This window comes from Pantoea sp. Ae19-2 (assembly GCF_059801205.1).
Map to the genome: position 1 here is coordinate 3,563,096 of NZ_JBCHWE010000001.1, position 13,998 is coordinate 3,577,093.

Here is a 13,998-nt window from a genome sequence, read left to right on the forward strand (position 1 = left end):
CTTAGTCTGCCAGCAGTACAACGCTGTCCGGATGCCAGCCTGACGGCAGCGGCTCAGGCCGCTGAATCGTCAGGTTGTTCAATTGCAGGTTCTCAACGCCGCGCGCAAACAGTCCCGGCAGCCCACCGGGATAGCGCTCAACGCCGTAAGCCTCGCCAGTGGTTTTATCCAGCCGGTAAGCATTATCCAGCCCCATCCCGGTGGGGGAATCGGGATTACAAGGCGGCCGCACATCGTACTGTCCCTGCACGCCCTGCGCGACAGTTTGCCGCAGATGGAGTTGATTGAGTGAAATATCACGGATCCAGCCTGGCTGGGCAGCATGCAGGTTGATCGCGCCCTCTGCCACACCGCTGAGCTGACTGAACTGGACTTGCTCCACGATCCCCGGCAGCACCGCCGGATCACGGGTCCGTACGGAGATAAAAATGGGATCGGCTTTGCCCCAGTGGCAGGCGGCAACATGATGGCAGCTAAAGGCGATCGTGCTGAAGAGGACGCGCCGTATCGCCCCACCATCCCGTGACACAATGCCGATGCCGCGGTTGGAATCAAACAGGGTGCAGCCTGAAACGGTAATGTCTTCAATATCGTCCCAGGTTTCAGTGCCGATCTTCAAGGCGCAGCTGTCGCTGCGCAGCAGGCAGTTGCTCACCGCGATTCGTCGCGCCGGACGACGCAGGCCAGCGGGCTTGAAGGTGGTTTTGATGCAAATCGCATCATCTGCCGCGCTGAAATAGCTGTTGCTGATAAAAACCGCCTCGCAGCTGTCAATGTCCAGTGCGTCGGTGTTGGGCAGCGTCATGGCGTTATCAATGGTCAGACGTTCGATATGCACATGGCGGCAGCTGACAAGGTGCACCGTCCACATCGGTGCGCGGATCAGGCTGATGTCCTGCAACCTGACCTGCTCGCAATCCTCAAACACGATCATGCGTGGCCTGTCTGCTTTTGGGACCCGGTAGCCCTGTTCGTCAGGCTCCGCCGCAAACCACGCTTCGGCGTCTCCCTCAATATGGCCCTGACCAGTAATTGTCAGGTTACGCTGCCCCAGCGCATACAGCAGGACGTTATGCGATTTCTCGGCACAGCTCAGGGCTTTCCACTGTTGGTAGTCCGCCAGATGTCGGCTGGCAACCAGCACTGCGCCGGCTTCAAGGTGCAGCTCAAAATCGGAAGGAAGGTTCAGGCAGCCGCTGCGATAACGCCCTGGCGGCAGCGTAAGTCGCCCACCGCCCGCCGCCGCAATCTGGTCAATCGCCTGTTGCAGGATGCGTGTATCAGGGGTTTCGCCGTCTGCGACGGGATGAAAATCGCCAAGGGAAAGATGCATCGTCCGGCCTTAGTGAATGAGAGATGAACCGGTGCGCTTACTTCACCGCACCTTCCGTTACGCCGCTGATAAACTTGCGCTGGAAAAACAGGAAAACCACGATAAGCGGCATGATAACGATCATCGCGCCAGCCATCAGCACCGGGATATCAATGGTGTTCTTATTCTGGAAAAACATCATGCCAATGGGCAAAGTTCGCAGCTCATCTTTGTTGACCAAAATCAACGGAATAAGGAATTCATTCCACGTCCAGATAAACAACAGCAGGGCCAGCGTGGAGATCGTGGGCCAGATGGCCGGAACTAAAATCCCCCACAGGATTTTAATGCGAGGCGCGCCATCCATCACCGCCGCCTCGACTAACTCTTTAGGCACCTGCTGGAAAGCGCTGGCAATCATCAGGGTAGTAAACGGCAGCGACAGCGCAACCTGCGGCAGAATCAGGGCCAGATAGGTGTTGGTCAGCCCCATCCAGTGCAGTTCATGATAGAGCGGAATAATAAAGGCTTCACTCGGCAGCACCATGCCCAGCGCCAGCATGGCCGCCACCACTTTCTTGCCCGGAATTTTCAGTAAGGCAAAGCCAAATCCGGCCAGAATACCCAGTAAAATACTGCTCAGCACCACCGGAAACACCACCAGCACCGAGTTCATAAAGTAAACGTTAAAGTGCCCCTGCTGCCAGGCGGTGATGTAGTTTTTGACATTCAGTGAGGCGGGCAAATGAAACACGCCCTGAAACAGCTCCATCTGTGTTTTAAACGAGGTCATCAACGCCATTAAAAACGGCATGATGGTCATCAGCGCCACAATCCAGATCAGCGCACGAGAAATGATCGGTGTGCTTTTCATCAGTAACGTTCCTTCAATGCCAGATGGATCAGGTAGTTAAGCCCTAACACAATGACCATACTGAATACGGCAACCGATGAGGCATAGCCGAAGTAATGCAGATCAAAGCCCTGCTTGTACATAAAGATATTGGTCACCATGGTGGAGGTGCCCGGGCCGCCCTGCGTCATTACGTACACCAAATCGAACGCCTTCAGACTGGCGATGACCGTCAGCAACAGCGCGATGCGCAGCTCCGGACGCAGTCCCGGCAGCGTAATGCGCATAAACTTCTGGCGGCGCGAGGAGCCATCCAGGTCCGCCGCTTCAAGCAGGGACGGATCCATTCGCTGCAGTCCCGCCATAAACAGCACCAGACAGAAACCAAAAAAGTACCAGGTGGCGACCATGCCGACGGCCGGCAGTGCCCAGGTAAAATCCCCGAGCCAGGACATCGCCAACTGCGGCAATCCGATGGCGCGCAGGACCTGATCGATGGGGCCAAAGGCCGGGTTGTACAGCCAGCGCCACACTACGCCGAGAACCGCCATCGGCATGATATAAGGCAGAAAGAACAGGATGCGCAGTACGCTGCGCTCGGTATTGTTTCGGGTTTCATACAGAAAGCTGCACAGCAGCAGCCCCACGCCAATCGGCAGGAGAGTATAAAACAGCATCAGAATGGCGTTATTGCCAAGGGCAATCCAGAAGACCGGATCGCTGAACATACGCAGGTAGTTACTGATGCCCGCGAAAACTGGCCGCGAGGTGCCATCCCACTCGGTAAAGCTGATTCCCAACGACGCAAGCAGCGGTAACAGCAGAAACAGGCCATAAACCAGGACTGCGGGAAGAAGATAGAGAAAATTACGCCAACTGCTTTGATTCAACATAACCGTACTCGTCGTAGTCAGAGCGACATTCAGGCCCGGCAGGTTCGCTGCCGGGCAACCGGCTTAGTGTTTCAGGGTTTTCATGTAACGCTGATAGTTGTTATCGAAGTTAATCACCATCTGCTCAGCCGTCTGTCGGCCCGCCAGCAGCAGCTGAACGTTTTGATTCAGTTCGGCGTTCATGGTCGGGGTTGCCCAGTCGACATAATGGCCCAGACCGTCGTAAGCATTCAGGTTCAGCCACACCTGCCAGGCTTCGCCTAACAGCGGATTATCCGCCGGGATTTTTGCGTCTTTATTGGTACTGGCCGGCAGGAAGCCAACGTTCAGCCAGCGGTTTGCCATGCTGTCCGACACCATATAGTTAATAAATTTGGCGGCGGCATCCTGCTGGGCTTTGGTTTTCGCCATGCTGGTCATCGAGAAGGCCAAATCGGTTCCGCCGACCATCAACGGCTGCTTCACGCCGTCACCGGCTGGCATACCGGCGAAGTGAATATCTTTGTTGTCTTTAAACTGGCCCAGATACCAGGTTCCGCTCACCAGGAACGCAGACTGACCGTTCTGGAATAACGTGGCGGCATCATCATGACCAATGCCCTGATAGCCCGGGAACAGATAACCTTTGTCCGCCCAGCCTTTCATCATGGTGGCCGCTTTTTTCAGCTTGTCATCTTTGAACGTGCCGCCCACGTCGTAAATCAAATCATCCAGTTTTTTGCGGTCGCTGCTTTCAATTTGCGCTTCCCACAGCGTACTGAGTAACTGCTGCCCCATGTTGCCGTCTAATAAACCCAGCATCATTGGCGGCGTGCCCTGCTGCTTGAGTTTTGCCATTGCGGCGTCAAGCTCGCTCAGGGTTTTCGGTACCGCAATACCGGCCTTATCCAGCAGCGCCTTGTTGTAATAGAGGCCAACCATTTCACCGAGGCTGGCCACGCCGTACAGCTTGCCGCTGCCAAACTGGCCGCTGTCAGACCAGCGGTTACGCTTGAGAATGGAGTCCGGGAATTTTTGGGTCCAGCCGTATTCGGCCGCATAGCTATCCAGCGGCAGCAGCAGTTTGTCTTTGACCAGCGATCCCATATCGCCGCCGCCCTGATTCACCTGGGCAATCTGCGGACCTTCACCTGCGGTCAGGGCCAACTTAAGAGGAATGCGCGTGTCTTCAAAGGAGTGCACGGACCGGTTGATAACGATACCGGGGTTTTGCTGGGAAAAGTCTTTAATACCTTCATCGACGGCCGCCGTTTGCTGAGGATAACTGTAGATATCCCATTCATTCAGGGTAACGGTGCTGTCGGCATGCGCAACGCTGCCCATCAGCAAGCCCGCCGCCAACAGGCTACGAACCGAAGTGCGAAAACGGAACGAACGAACTGAGGAATCAGACATCATGCTCACTTTCTCCAATACAGGATGGGCATCCTTTCTTCACAGGGTCTGCAATCCCGCAGACTGTCGCCGCATAAATCACCTTCTCACTCATAGTTACTTTAATAAAAAAATAAAGTCAAACATCCCACCTTGGGAATTGCCAGGTTGTGAGCCTGCGCAAAAAAACACGCTGACAGGGCAACGCTCAGCATAAGCGGAGAGAAATCCGCACAAATCTGGCGCGTTATCGGTGTCCGTTCGCCGCGGGCCAGCACGATAAACCAGCCTCAAAATGGCGTAATAACTTGCTGATAAAAAATATGAAAATCATATGACGCTCACATTTTTAACTTTTTATTTCCTCTGACGATTGCCGCCTGCCGGTTCACCGCCTGCGACAGAAGCCCACAGGGACTGGCCTGGTCAGCTAATAAGATCCGAGCGGAGGCGACTTCAGGATAGCGGGGCAATTATTCCATCTTGAAAACTAAGTCAGCTTTCATTACCGTGAGGTTGTTCAACTACTGACCTGTGAGAGATGACGATGGCGAATCAAGGTGTCATTCGTCCGGCCACCGAGTCGGACTATTCAGCGCTTTACCGCATCTGTCTGGAAACCGCCAATGCCGGTAAGGATGCCCGTAACCACTATTCCGATCCCGAGTATCCTGGACAGCGCTTTGCGGTGCCCTACGCCCGCTTTGCACCGGATTTTGCCTTTGTGCTGGACGTGGAAGGCGAAGTGATGGGCTATGTTGTCGCTACGCCCGATACCCGTGCCTTTGAAGCGCAGCTTGAGCAACACTGGTGGCCTCAGCTTCAGGAAAAATACCGTGACCGCACGGCCAGCGCCCCCTATGACAGCAAAATTCTCGACAGCATCCGTCAGCCTGAACGTGCCGATGCGCAGCTGGTGACACAGTGGCCCGCGCATTTACATATCAATCTGCTGCCGCCGGTGCAGCAAGGCGGCTGGGGCCGCAGGATGATTGCACAGGAACTGGCTGCGCTACGCCAGGCCGGCGTGAAAGGCGTTCACCTTGGCGTCAGCCTGCAAAATGAACAGGTGTGCGCGTTCTATCAACGCATGGGATTCAGCCACATCCTGCGCAGCAACGCCATATATATGGGCCAGTTACTTTAAGTGAGAGAGTTTATGACCAGCCTGCGCTTACAGAACGTTAAGAAGTCCTATGACCATATCGATGTGATTCACGGCGTCGATCTCAGGGTAAACAGCGGCGAATTTGTGGTGTTCGTTGGGCCATCCGGCTGCGGTAAATCTACCCTGCTACGGATGATCGCCGGGCTGGAAGAAATTACTGACGGCACATTGCTGATTGACGATAAAGACATGACCCGTCAGCCCGCAACCGAACGCGGCATCGCCATGGTGTTTCAGTCTTATGCGCTTTATCCCAACATGACGGTGCGCGGTAATCTGGCCTATCCGCTTGAGGTGATGAAAAAGCCGAAAGCCGAGATAGCCCAGGCAATTGAACAAACCGCCGCGCGCTTGCACCTGACCGAACTGCTGGATCGCCTGCCACGGGCGCTTTCCGGGGGCCAGCGTCAGCGCGTGGCCATTGGCCGCGCCATTATTCGCCATCCGCGCATCTTCCTGTTTGATGAGCCGCTCTCCAACCTGGATGCCGAGCTGCGTCTGCAAATGCGCATCGAGATTGCCCGCCTGCACGCCTCGCTGGGCAACACCATGATTTATGTGACCCACGATCAGTCAGAGGCGATGACGCTTGCCGATCGTATCGTGGTGCTGCGCAAAGGACGGATTGAACAGGTTGGCGCGCCGTTAGCGTTGTACAGCGATCCAGACAACCTGTTTGTGGCGGGTTTTATCGGCTCGCCGAAGATGAATTTCCTCCAAGCCGAAGTCACCGCCACGGGTCAGGGTGAGGTGCAGTTACGCGTGCCGGATTTGAAGATAACGCAGCTGATGCTAAAGATTGCGGCGCCCTGCCGCGAGGGCCAGCGCGTCACCCTGGGCATTCGTCCCGAGCACATGCAGCCCGCCGCGGAAACGCCAGCCGAACGTCAGTTCAGCGGCACGCTCTCCTTTGCCGAAATGCTCGGCCACACCAATTATCTTTACCTTGATTTAGGCATTGAACAGATGCTGGTTGTTGAGGCGCGCGAGGCGCAACGGCGTGATTTAGGCGTGGAGGTCAGGCTGGGTTTATCGGCAGACCACTGCCTGCTGTTTGATGAGCAGGGGCAGCGTCTGCGTTAAACAGGATGGCGCTGCGGCGCCGTCAGGTCACGGGTTCTTCATCCGCCTGGGCAGCCAGCAGATCGAGCAGCATATTCACGGCAAAGCCTGCCGCGCCCAGCGCCCACATGCGGTTTGATTCTGTCAGAAACTGCAGCGGTGTCATCTGTGGCGTCAGCTTCAGACGATAGGCCTGAAAACTCTGGGTAATGTGGTCCAGCAGAATACGTGAAGCCATGTGCGGTTCCATCGCCAGGAACACGACGTCAGGATCGTACGCCACCGACAGATTGGCCAGGGAAATCCCCAGTTCACGTCCCGCCTCTTCCAGTGCGCTCAGCACCTCGGCCGTGGGCCGCTGATCGAGCGCCTGCAACGTTAGCGGACCGCCCGCTTCATCCTGCTGGGCACGTTGCAGGATTGCCCGGGACGAGGCCACATCCTCAAGCAGACGCAGCGAGCCATCGCCGACCAGGCCGTTACCGATCTCGCCCGCTTTGCCATGTCGCCCGCGATACAGCCGGCGGTTAAGAATAATGCCTGCGCCAATGCCTTTACCGTAAGTCGCAATAACCGCTGACTGCGCGTTGCCCAGTTGGCCAAACACCAGGGTGGCCATCGCCATCGCATTGGCATCGTTTTCGATAAATACCGGCAGGGAAAAGCGTGTTTCCAGCATCTGCGCGATAGGGACATTCTCCCAGTCGAGCACTTTCGAACGAATACAGTAGCCGTTTTCGGCATCGACTAAACCGGATAAGGCCAGGCCAATCGCGCCAACCTGTTTTTCTTCCACGCCGCGTAGAAATTTAGCCAGCGCATCGCCCAGCTGTCGTGGCGTGATGGCGCCGGAAGGCATCTGCTGTTCTCCCAGCAGATTGCCGCTGAGGTCGGTCATTACGATCAGGTTACGTTCGGCGTTAAGCTGAATGCCAATGACGCTGGCGCGATCGGGATTCAGCCCCAGCAAGGTTTTAGGCCGCCCCATTGATACGCGGCGCAGCCCCAGTTCCTGAACGATGCCCTGCGCCAGCAGTCGGTTGGTCGCCTGGGAGACGGTAGACATGCTGAGTCCGCTTCGGACCTTGAGGTCAGACTGGCTGACAGGCGCATGTTCCACGATCAGTCTCAGAATGCGCGCGGTAACGTTTGGAGCAATCATAGCGTCCTCAGATTTGCCCGGGCCATCATTAATGCCCCGTCCAGAGCATCGTGTTGCGCAGCGACCAGCCGGGCCTGACTCTCCGCGCTCAGCCAGGGCTGAATCGGTGTGGCCAGCCCGCCCATGAGGGCGACGCATCCCTGACTGATGGTAGAGAGACGGCTGACCATTAAGCCAATATCGCTTGCAGTCTGCTGCAGGAGATCCACGGCATGACGATCGTCCGCGTGCGCGGCGGCGAATACATCAGGCACCACGCGCGCCCAGTCGGCGGGCATCGCTTCTCGCGTCCACATCAACATGGTTTCCGGGCTGTGGTTAAACTGTGCCATCAGGCCGTGGGTAAAGTCTGTGCTGTCAACGATGGCTTCATGGGCCAGTAATGCCAGCCGCAGCGCGCGTCGCCCCAGCTCAGCGCCGGAGCCGTGATCGGACAGCGCGAATCCCCAGCCGCCCAGCAGCGTAAACCGCTCGCCATCCCAGGCTGCGCCCTGGCTACCGGTGCCAATAATAAAAACCGCACCGGGTGCCGCCGCATGGGCGCCGGCGCAGGCAATCTCAACATCGCTGACCACCTGCACGCTCGCGCAGGCAGGCTGCCATTGCGTCAGGCGCGCCTTAACCGAGGCCACATTCGCACCGGCTAATCCTGCCACCAGCGAGGTCTGCGCCAGCGCCTGTGGCGTCAGCCCTGCCTGAGACAGCACGGCTGCCATGAGCTGCTCAACGCAGTTCAGAGCCGCATCAAACTGTGACCAGACGTTGGCAGGGCCGCCCACCGCCTGAGCCAGCACGTTGCCATTCGCGTCGGTCAACCGCGCACGACACTGCGTACCGCCGCCATCAATACCAAGGAGATAGTGTGATTGCACGCGCTTCCTCCCGCCGTAAACGCATCTCGATTCTGTAATCTGCGAACGATAGGTGAAAAAAACTTAAATCGCAATAACAAATAAATATAGGCAAAAAACAATAACTATTTATTATTTAAAATCAATAAAATACCTAAAAATACGTATGCAAATCACACAACGAGTTATTGACATTAGTTTTTCTGTCGTAATAAGTTGGTAGCCAGTCTTTCCATCATTGCGTCCCGTCAGCGGCGTACTCACCGTTGTCAGAATTCAGGATCAGGGGTTTACCATGAAAGTAGGCATTATTGGTCTCGGCTTTCGTCTTTCTCATGTCGTTAAAGAGTTTCACAAGGCTGATACCGAATTTTCGCTGGTAGGTTATTACGATCCAGCACCGGCCGGTTTGCCGAATCTGCACAGTTTCGGCATCGATCCCGGCAAGGCGTTCGATTCCGTTGAGGCGCTGCTGCAACAGGGTGGTTTTGATTTGCTGCTGGTGGGCTCGCCTAACTTTATGCATCTTGAGCATGTCACACAGGCGCTGGCAGCAGGCTATACTGTGTTTACTGAAAAGCCTGTCGTGATTAACGAAGAACAAACGATGGCGATGGCAAAACTGGTTCAGCAGTATGGCGAAGACCGTATTCTGGTAGGGCTGGTGCTGCGTTACTCGCCGCTCTATCACGATCTGCTGGCAGCACGTGACGATCGTCGCCTGGGTGAAATCACCTCTATTGAAGCGACAGAACATATCAAGCCTTATCATGGCGCGTTCTTCCAGCGCGACTGGCGCAGGCTCGAAAAGTATGCCGGTCCTTATATTCTGGAAAAATGCTGTCACGACATCGATCTCTACCAGGGATTAATGCAGGAGCGCCCCCTTCGGGTAGCCAGCTTTGGCGGACGCAAGTCGTTCACGCCTCAGCATGCACCACAAGGTGCGATCACCGAGCAGTCTGAGATTTATCACACTAAGCCCAGCGGCTGGTCGAGTACCGACGCGGTGTTTAGCAGCGATGCCGATATTGTCGATTACCAGACCGCCCTGATTGAGTACGCCAGCGGCGCAACGCTGTCTTTTCACGCTAACCTCAACGTCCCGGACGAATTCCGCCGGTTCTGCGTGATAGGCACTGACGGCATGGCTGAAGGCGATTTTGTCCGTAACTATTTTCGCGTGCACAACGCACGCACCGGCGAAAAAGAAGTGGAAACCGCCTACAGCGGCAACGCCTATGACGGTCATTACGGTGCCGATGCCTTAATGGCGGAAGAGATCGTTAAGCACGTCAAGCAGGGAACGCCGCTAAAAGTTTCTGTTGTTGACGCACTGGAAGCCGGCCTGACGGCCATTAAGATTGATGAAGCGCGCAAAACCCGCAGCGTCATCGATCTGACCGAAAGCTGGACACGTTTTGACGCCAACCTGGGAAAAACGGGAACGCACTAGTTCCCTCCTGATAGCTCACTCCCCCGAGCCCATCAGGTTAAACATAGCTCGACGACTGGTACCCTACTTAAACCGGCCTCAGGCCGGTTTTTTTATTCCTCCACACCTGTACTTCTCCTGCCCTGCGGGCAAGCGTCACGCGGCATCAGGCGTTTCCGCCTGCGTTTCCCATGAGGATTGACCTGTGCGGATGATTATTAAAAAAAACCGCCTGCTCTGCTGATAACTTAACTCAGGATAAGATAAAGCAGTAAACGAAGCGGCCGTTGTGACATCAGAACGACACTTTCTGCTGATAATCAGATGACGTTTATTACGCGTTTTACAAAACAACGTGCAGGGTGAATTAACGCTTTCGACGAGTAGTCACGCCAGAAAAGACCATTTAACGTTATCATTAGAGTGCATATAAATTTAAATAACGGATAACAAAAAAGTGCTGATTAATATATAAAAAACGTGTGTTGCCAGGAGAATCGCGTATATTAATCGCCGTACTTCCCTCTCGTTATGCAAAAAATAAAATTCACAGCAAACGTTAAATAGTTTCGATGAGATAATGAAAAATAGCGGATATAACCCTTATATTACTGAGCCTATTCATCACGTCACGAGTCAGGTGGCCGGTATTTGTTACCACCTCCCGAATTCGGACTGCACACAACCGACGAAAAGGATACTTAACGATGACAACATTATTTCATTGCACAACCATCTTGCAACTGAAGAAGCATTAATCATTATCCCCCTGTGTGATGCACAGTTAAAAGAATGGATTCAGCATCCCGAACGTTATTTACACCTGCAGGATGCGCGGGTGCGTATTGGTATTAATTATCGCAACCTCAGGGCCCATCAGGAAAAATTACTGGAATTAATTAACGCTTATCGTTTCTGGCTTTTTGATTTCGCACCGCCTCGCGCAGACTGGCATTTAGTCGAATCCTTTCCTTTTTCCGCCATTGTCTTAAGTTATTCATTCTTTAATGACAACTATCGGAAATTTACATTTCCTTTTTTTCTTGAGTCATTAAAAGGGAAAGGCGCCGAGATTATCGTGCGCGGTTACGAACCGACGTTATCAGCAGAGAAACTCGCGGCACTTAACATTAGCGGCTGGCAATTACAACGCGCGTCTGGCGATCTCATTCCCTTTACGCTTTAACCTTTCTTATCTCCTGGCACTATTGAATCATATCGGCAAGCCCCATTAACACCGTCTAAAGTATTGCCTTAGATGCGTTGTTAAGAGCTTTAAGCCAAAAAAATCAAAACTCATACCAATTTTGCTATAACATTTAACAGATATGGATCATCACGCTTCAGGGAAGAGCGAAATAAGAATGCCTTTCATCTTTTGTACTTTATGACTGACAACAATCTATCTGATTGTTTTCCTGAGTTTTCTGGCAACGAAATGAGGTCAACATTATGGGGAAAAACTCCTCATCCTTTAGCGTGGTCCGTTTTTTAACGGTGCTGTTCGCCGTGCTAACGGGTGCGTTCATGTTAATTGGTGGTATCTGGCTGGCCACGATCGGTGGTTCCTGGTACTACATCATCGGCGGTGCAGCCATGCTGCTTACCGCTTTCCTGCTGTGGCGACGTAACAGCGCTGCCCTGGTTGTCTATGCGCTCTTACTGCTGGCTACGCTGGCCTGGGGCGTTTGGGAAGTCGGCACCGACTTCTGGGCACTGGCACCGCGTACCGACGTACTGGTGATCTTTGGCGTCTGGCTGGTGTTGCCCTTTGTCTATCGCGGCTTATACCAGCCGGGTAAAGGCGCACTGGGTGCCATGGGCGTAGCGCTGGTTGCCAGTGCAGCGGTGTTAACCTATTCCGTCTTTAATGATCCGCAAGTGGTTAACGGTGCATTACCGGCAACAGCGGATAATGCGCCTCAGGCACAGCCGTTGAGCAATATTGCTGATGGCGACTGGCCGGCCTATGCGCGCGATCAGCAAGGGACGCGCTTCTCGCCGCTCAAGCAGATCAACCACGACAATGTGAAAGAACTGCAGGTTGCCTGGCAATTCCAGACCGGTGATATGAAACGCCCAAGCGATCCGGGCGAAATTACCGATGAAGTGACGCCAATCAAGATTCGCGACACGCTGTATCTTTGCACGCCACATCAGATTTTATTTGCTCTGGATGCGGCCACCGGCAAGCAAAAGTGGAAGTTTGATCCCGGCCTGAAAACCAACCCAACCTTCCAGCACGTGACCTGTCGTGGTGTGTCATACCACGAATTCCCTGCAGCGAAGGATGCGTCCAATACCCAGCCTGCGCTGTGCTCGCGTCGTATCTACCTGCCAGTCAATGACGGGCGTTTGTTCGCGCTGGATGCGGAAACCGGTGAACGCTGCCCGGCCTTTGGTAACAACGGTGAGCTGGATCTGCAGCACAAGCAGCCGGTTACAACGCCAGGCATGTATGAGCCAACCTCGCCACCGGTGATTACTGACACCACCATTGTGATGGCCGGCGCGGTAACCGATAACTTTTCAACCCGTGAACCTTCAGGCGCCATCCGTGGCTTTGATGTGAACACCGGTAAACTGTTGTGGGTGTTCGATCCGGGCGCGAAAGATCCTAACGCGATTCCGGCGGATGAACACACGTTCACCATGAACTCCCCTAACTCGTGGGCACCTGCGGTTTACGATCCGAAGCTGGATATCGTTTACCTGCCAATGGGGGTGACCACGCCGGATATCTGGGGCGGCAACCGCACACCTGAGCAGGAACGTTATGCCAGCAGCGTGCTGGCGCTGAACGCGACGACCGGTAAGCTGGTGTGGTCATATCAGACTGTGCATCACGATCTGTGGGATATGGACCTGCCTTCGCAGCCGACGCTGGCGGATATTACCGATAAAGACGGTAATACCGTGCCGGTTATCTATGCCCCTGCCAAAACCGGGAACATCTTTGTTCTGGATCGCCGCACAGGTAAAACTGTGGTTCCGGCCCCGGAAACCCCTGTTCCGCAGGGCGCAGCTAAGGGCGACCATGTCTCAGCTACACAGCCTTACTCTGAACTGACCTTCCGTCCGAAACAGAACCTGACGGATAAGGACATGTGGGGCGCGACGATGTATGACCAACTGGTGTGCCGCGTGATTTTCAAACGTCTGCGCTACGAAGGTCCGTTCACGCCACCTTCTGAGCAGGGCACCCTGGTCTTCCCGGGCAACCTGGGCATGTTTGAATGGGGCGGCATTTCCGTTGATCCGCATCGTCAGATTGCGATTGCTAACCCAATGGCGCTGCCGTTCGTGTCTAAGCTGATCCCACGCGGTCCGGGTAATCCGGAAGAGCCACCAAAAGGCGCAACGGGCGGTTCAGGTACTGAAACCGGTATTCAGCCGCAGTACGGTGTGCCATATGGCGTTGAACTGAATCCGTTCCTGTCACCTTTTGGTCTGCCGTGTAAACAACCTGCATGGGGTTATGTTTCTGCTGTTGACCTGAAAACCAACGAAGTGGTGTGGAAACAACGTATTGGTACCGTTCGTGACAGCTCACCTGTACCGCTGCCCTTTAAAATGGGTATGCCAATGCTGGGCGGACCGGTTGCCACCGCAGGCAAAGTGTTCTTTATTGGCGCAACGGCTGATAACTACCTGCGTGCTTACAGCACCGACACCGGTGAACTCTTGTGGCAGGCGCGCCTGCCAGCCGGTGGTCAGGCAACGCCAATGACCTATGAAGTTAACGGCAAGCAATACGTTGTGATTGCTGCCGGTGGCCATGGTTCATTCGGCACCAAGCTGGGCGATTACGTGATTGCCTATGCGCTGCCCGACCAGAAGTAATTAACACCTGAACAGAGGCGGACTCCGGTCCGCCTTTTTTTATGC

General features: G+C 54.6%; 11 protein-coding genes. 5 read left to right on the forward strand and 6 right to left on the reverse strand.

Annotated elements, in window-relative coordinates; all coding sequences use genetic code 11:
* Position 1: 1 nt before the first annotated feature.
* From AAIE03_RS16410 to AAIE03_RS16425, 4 genes are all read right to left on the reverse strand, one after another.
* The gene (locus AAIE03_RS16410; protein ID WP_013024224.1) at positions 2–1,333 is read right to left on the reverse strand and encodes a glycoside hydrolase family 28 protein; all 1,332 of its coding nucleotides are present in this window, start codon (positions 1,331–1,333) and stop codon (positions 2–4) included.
* Positions 1,334–1,370: 37 nt separating this feature from the next.
* Positions 1,371–2,186 carry a carbohydrate ABC transporter permease gene (locus AAIE03_RS16415; RefSeq protein WP_014595099.1) on the reverse strand — a complete coding sequence of 272 codons (816 nt, stop codon included), beginning with the start codon at positions 2,184–2,186 and terminating at the stop codon, positions 1,371–1,373.
* Positions 2,186–3,058 carry a carbohydrate ABC transporter permease gene (locus AAIE03_RS16420; protein WP_013024220.1) on the reverse strand — a complete coding sequence of 291 codons (873 nt, stop codon included), beginning with the start codon at positions 3,056–3,058 and terminating at the stop codon, positions 2,186–2,188. The genes AAIE03_RS16415 and AAIE03_RS16420 overlap by 1 nt, the downstream gene beginning before the upstream one ends.
* Positions 3,059–3,121: 63 nt before the next feature.
* Entirely contained in the window at positions 3,122–4,453 is a 1,332-nt protein-coding gene (locus AAIE03_RS16425) for an extracellular solute-binding protein (RefSeq protein WP_033766291.1), read from the reverse strand.
* 526 nt (positions 4,454–4,979) lie between these two features.
* Between AAIE03_RS16425 and AAIE03_RS16430 the strand changes: the two genes are divergently transcribed.
* Both AAIE03_RS16430 and AAIE03_RS16435 read left to right on the forward strand, forming a co-directional pair.
* The gene (locus AAIE03_RS16430; RefSeq protein WP_174260854.1) at positions 4,980–5,579 is read left to right on the forward strand and encodes a GNAT family N-acetyltransferase; all 600 of its coding nucleotides are present in this window, start codon (positions 4,980–4,982) and stop codon (positions 5,577–5,579) included.
* A 12-nt stretch (positions 5,580–5,591) separates the two neighbouring features.
* Positions 5,592–6,683, forward strand: coding sequence for an ABC transporter ATP-binding protein (locus tag AAIE03_RS16435; RefSeq protein ID WP_029570874.1), 1,092 nt, complete (start codon positions 5,592–5,594; stop codon positions 6,681–6,683).
* 22 nt (positions 6,684–6,705) lie between these two features.
* Here AAIE03_RS16435 and AAIE03_RS16440 read toward each other — a convergent pair whose 3' ends face one another.
* Both AAIE03_RS16440 and AAIE03_RS16445 read right to left on the reverse strand, forming a co-directional pair.
* Positions 6,706–7,824, reverse strand: a complete 1,119-nt coding sequence (locus AAIE03_RS16440; RefSeq protein ID WP_064372965.1) for an ROK family transcriptional regulator — start codon at positions 7,822–7,824, stop codon at positions 6,706–6,708.
* Positions 7,821–8,696: a glucosamine kinase nucleotide-binding domain-containing protein gene (locus AAIE03_RS16445; RefSeq protein WP_014606910.1), complete on the reverse strand. Its 876-nt coding sequence runs from the start codon at positions 8,694–8,696 to the stop codon at positions 7,821–7,823. Before AAIE03_RS16445 ends, AAIE03_RS16440 begins: the two co-directional genes overlap by 4 nt.
* Before the next feature lie 274 nt (positions 8,697–8,970).
* On the opposite strand from AAIE03_RS16445, the gene AAIE03_RS16450 reads away from it, so the two are divergent.
* From AAIE03_RS16450 to AAIE03_RS16460, 3 genes are all read left to right on the forward strand, one after another.
* A complete protein-coding gene (locus AAIE03_RS16450) occupies positions 8,971–10,131 on the forward strand; it encodes a Gfo/Idh/MocA family protein (RefSeq protein WP_014595093.1) in 1,161 nt (386 codons plus the stop codon).
* A 559-nt stretch (positions 10,132–10,690) separates the two neighbouring features.
* A complete protein-coding gene (locus AAIE03_RS16455; RefSeq protein WP_498563090.1) occupies positions 10,691–11,296 on the forward strand; it encodes a hypothetical protein in 606 nt (201 codons plus the stop codon).
* Between the two features lie 266 nt (positions 11,297–11,562).
* Positions 11,563–13,953, forward strand: coding sequence for a glucose/quinate/shikimate family membrane-bound PQQ-dependent dehydrogenase (locus AAIE03_RS16460; RefSeq protein ID WP_014606912.1), 2,391 nt, complete (start codon positions 11,563–11,565; stop codon positions 13,951–13,953).
* Positions 13,954–13,998: the final 45 nt, after the last annotated feature.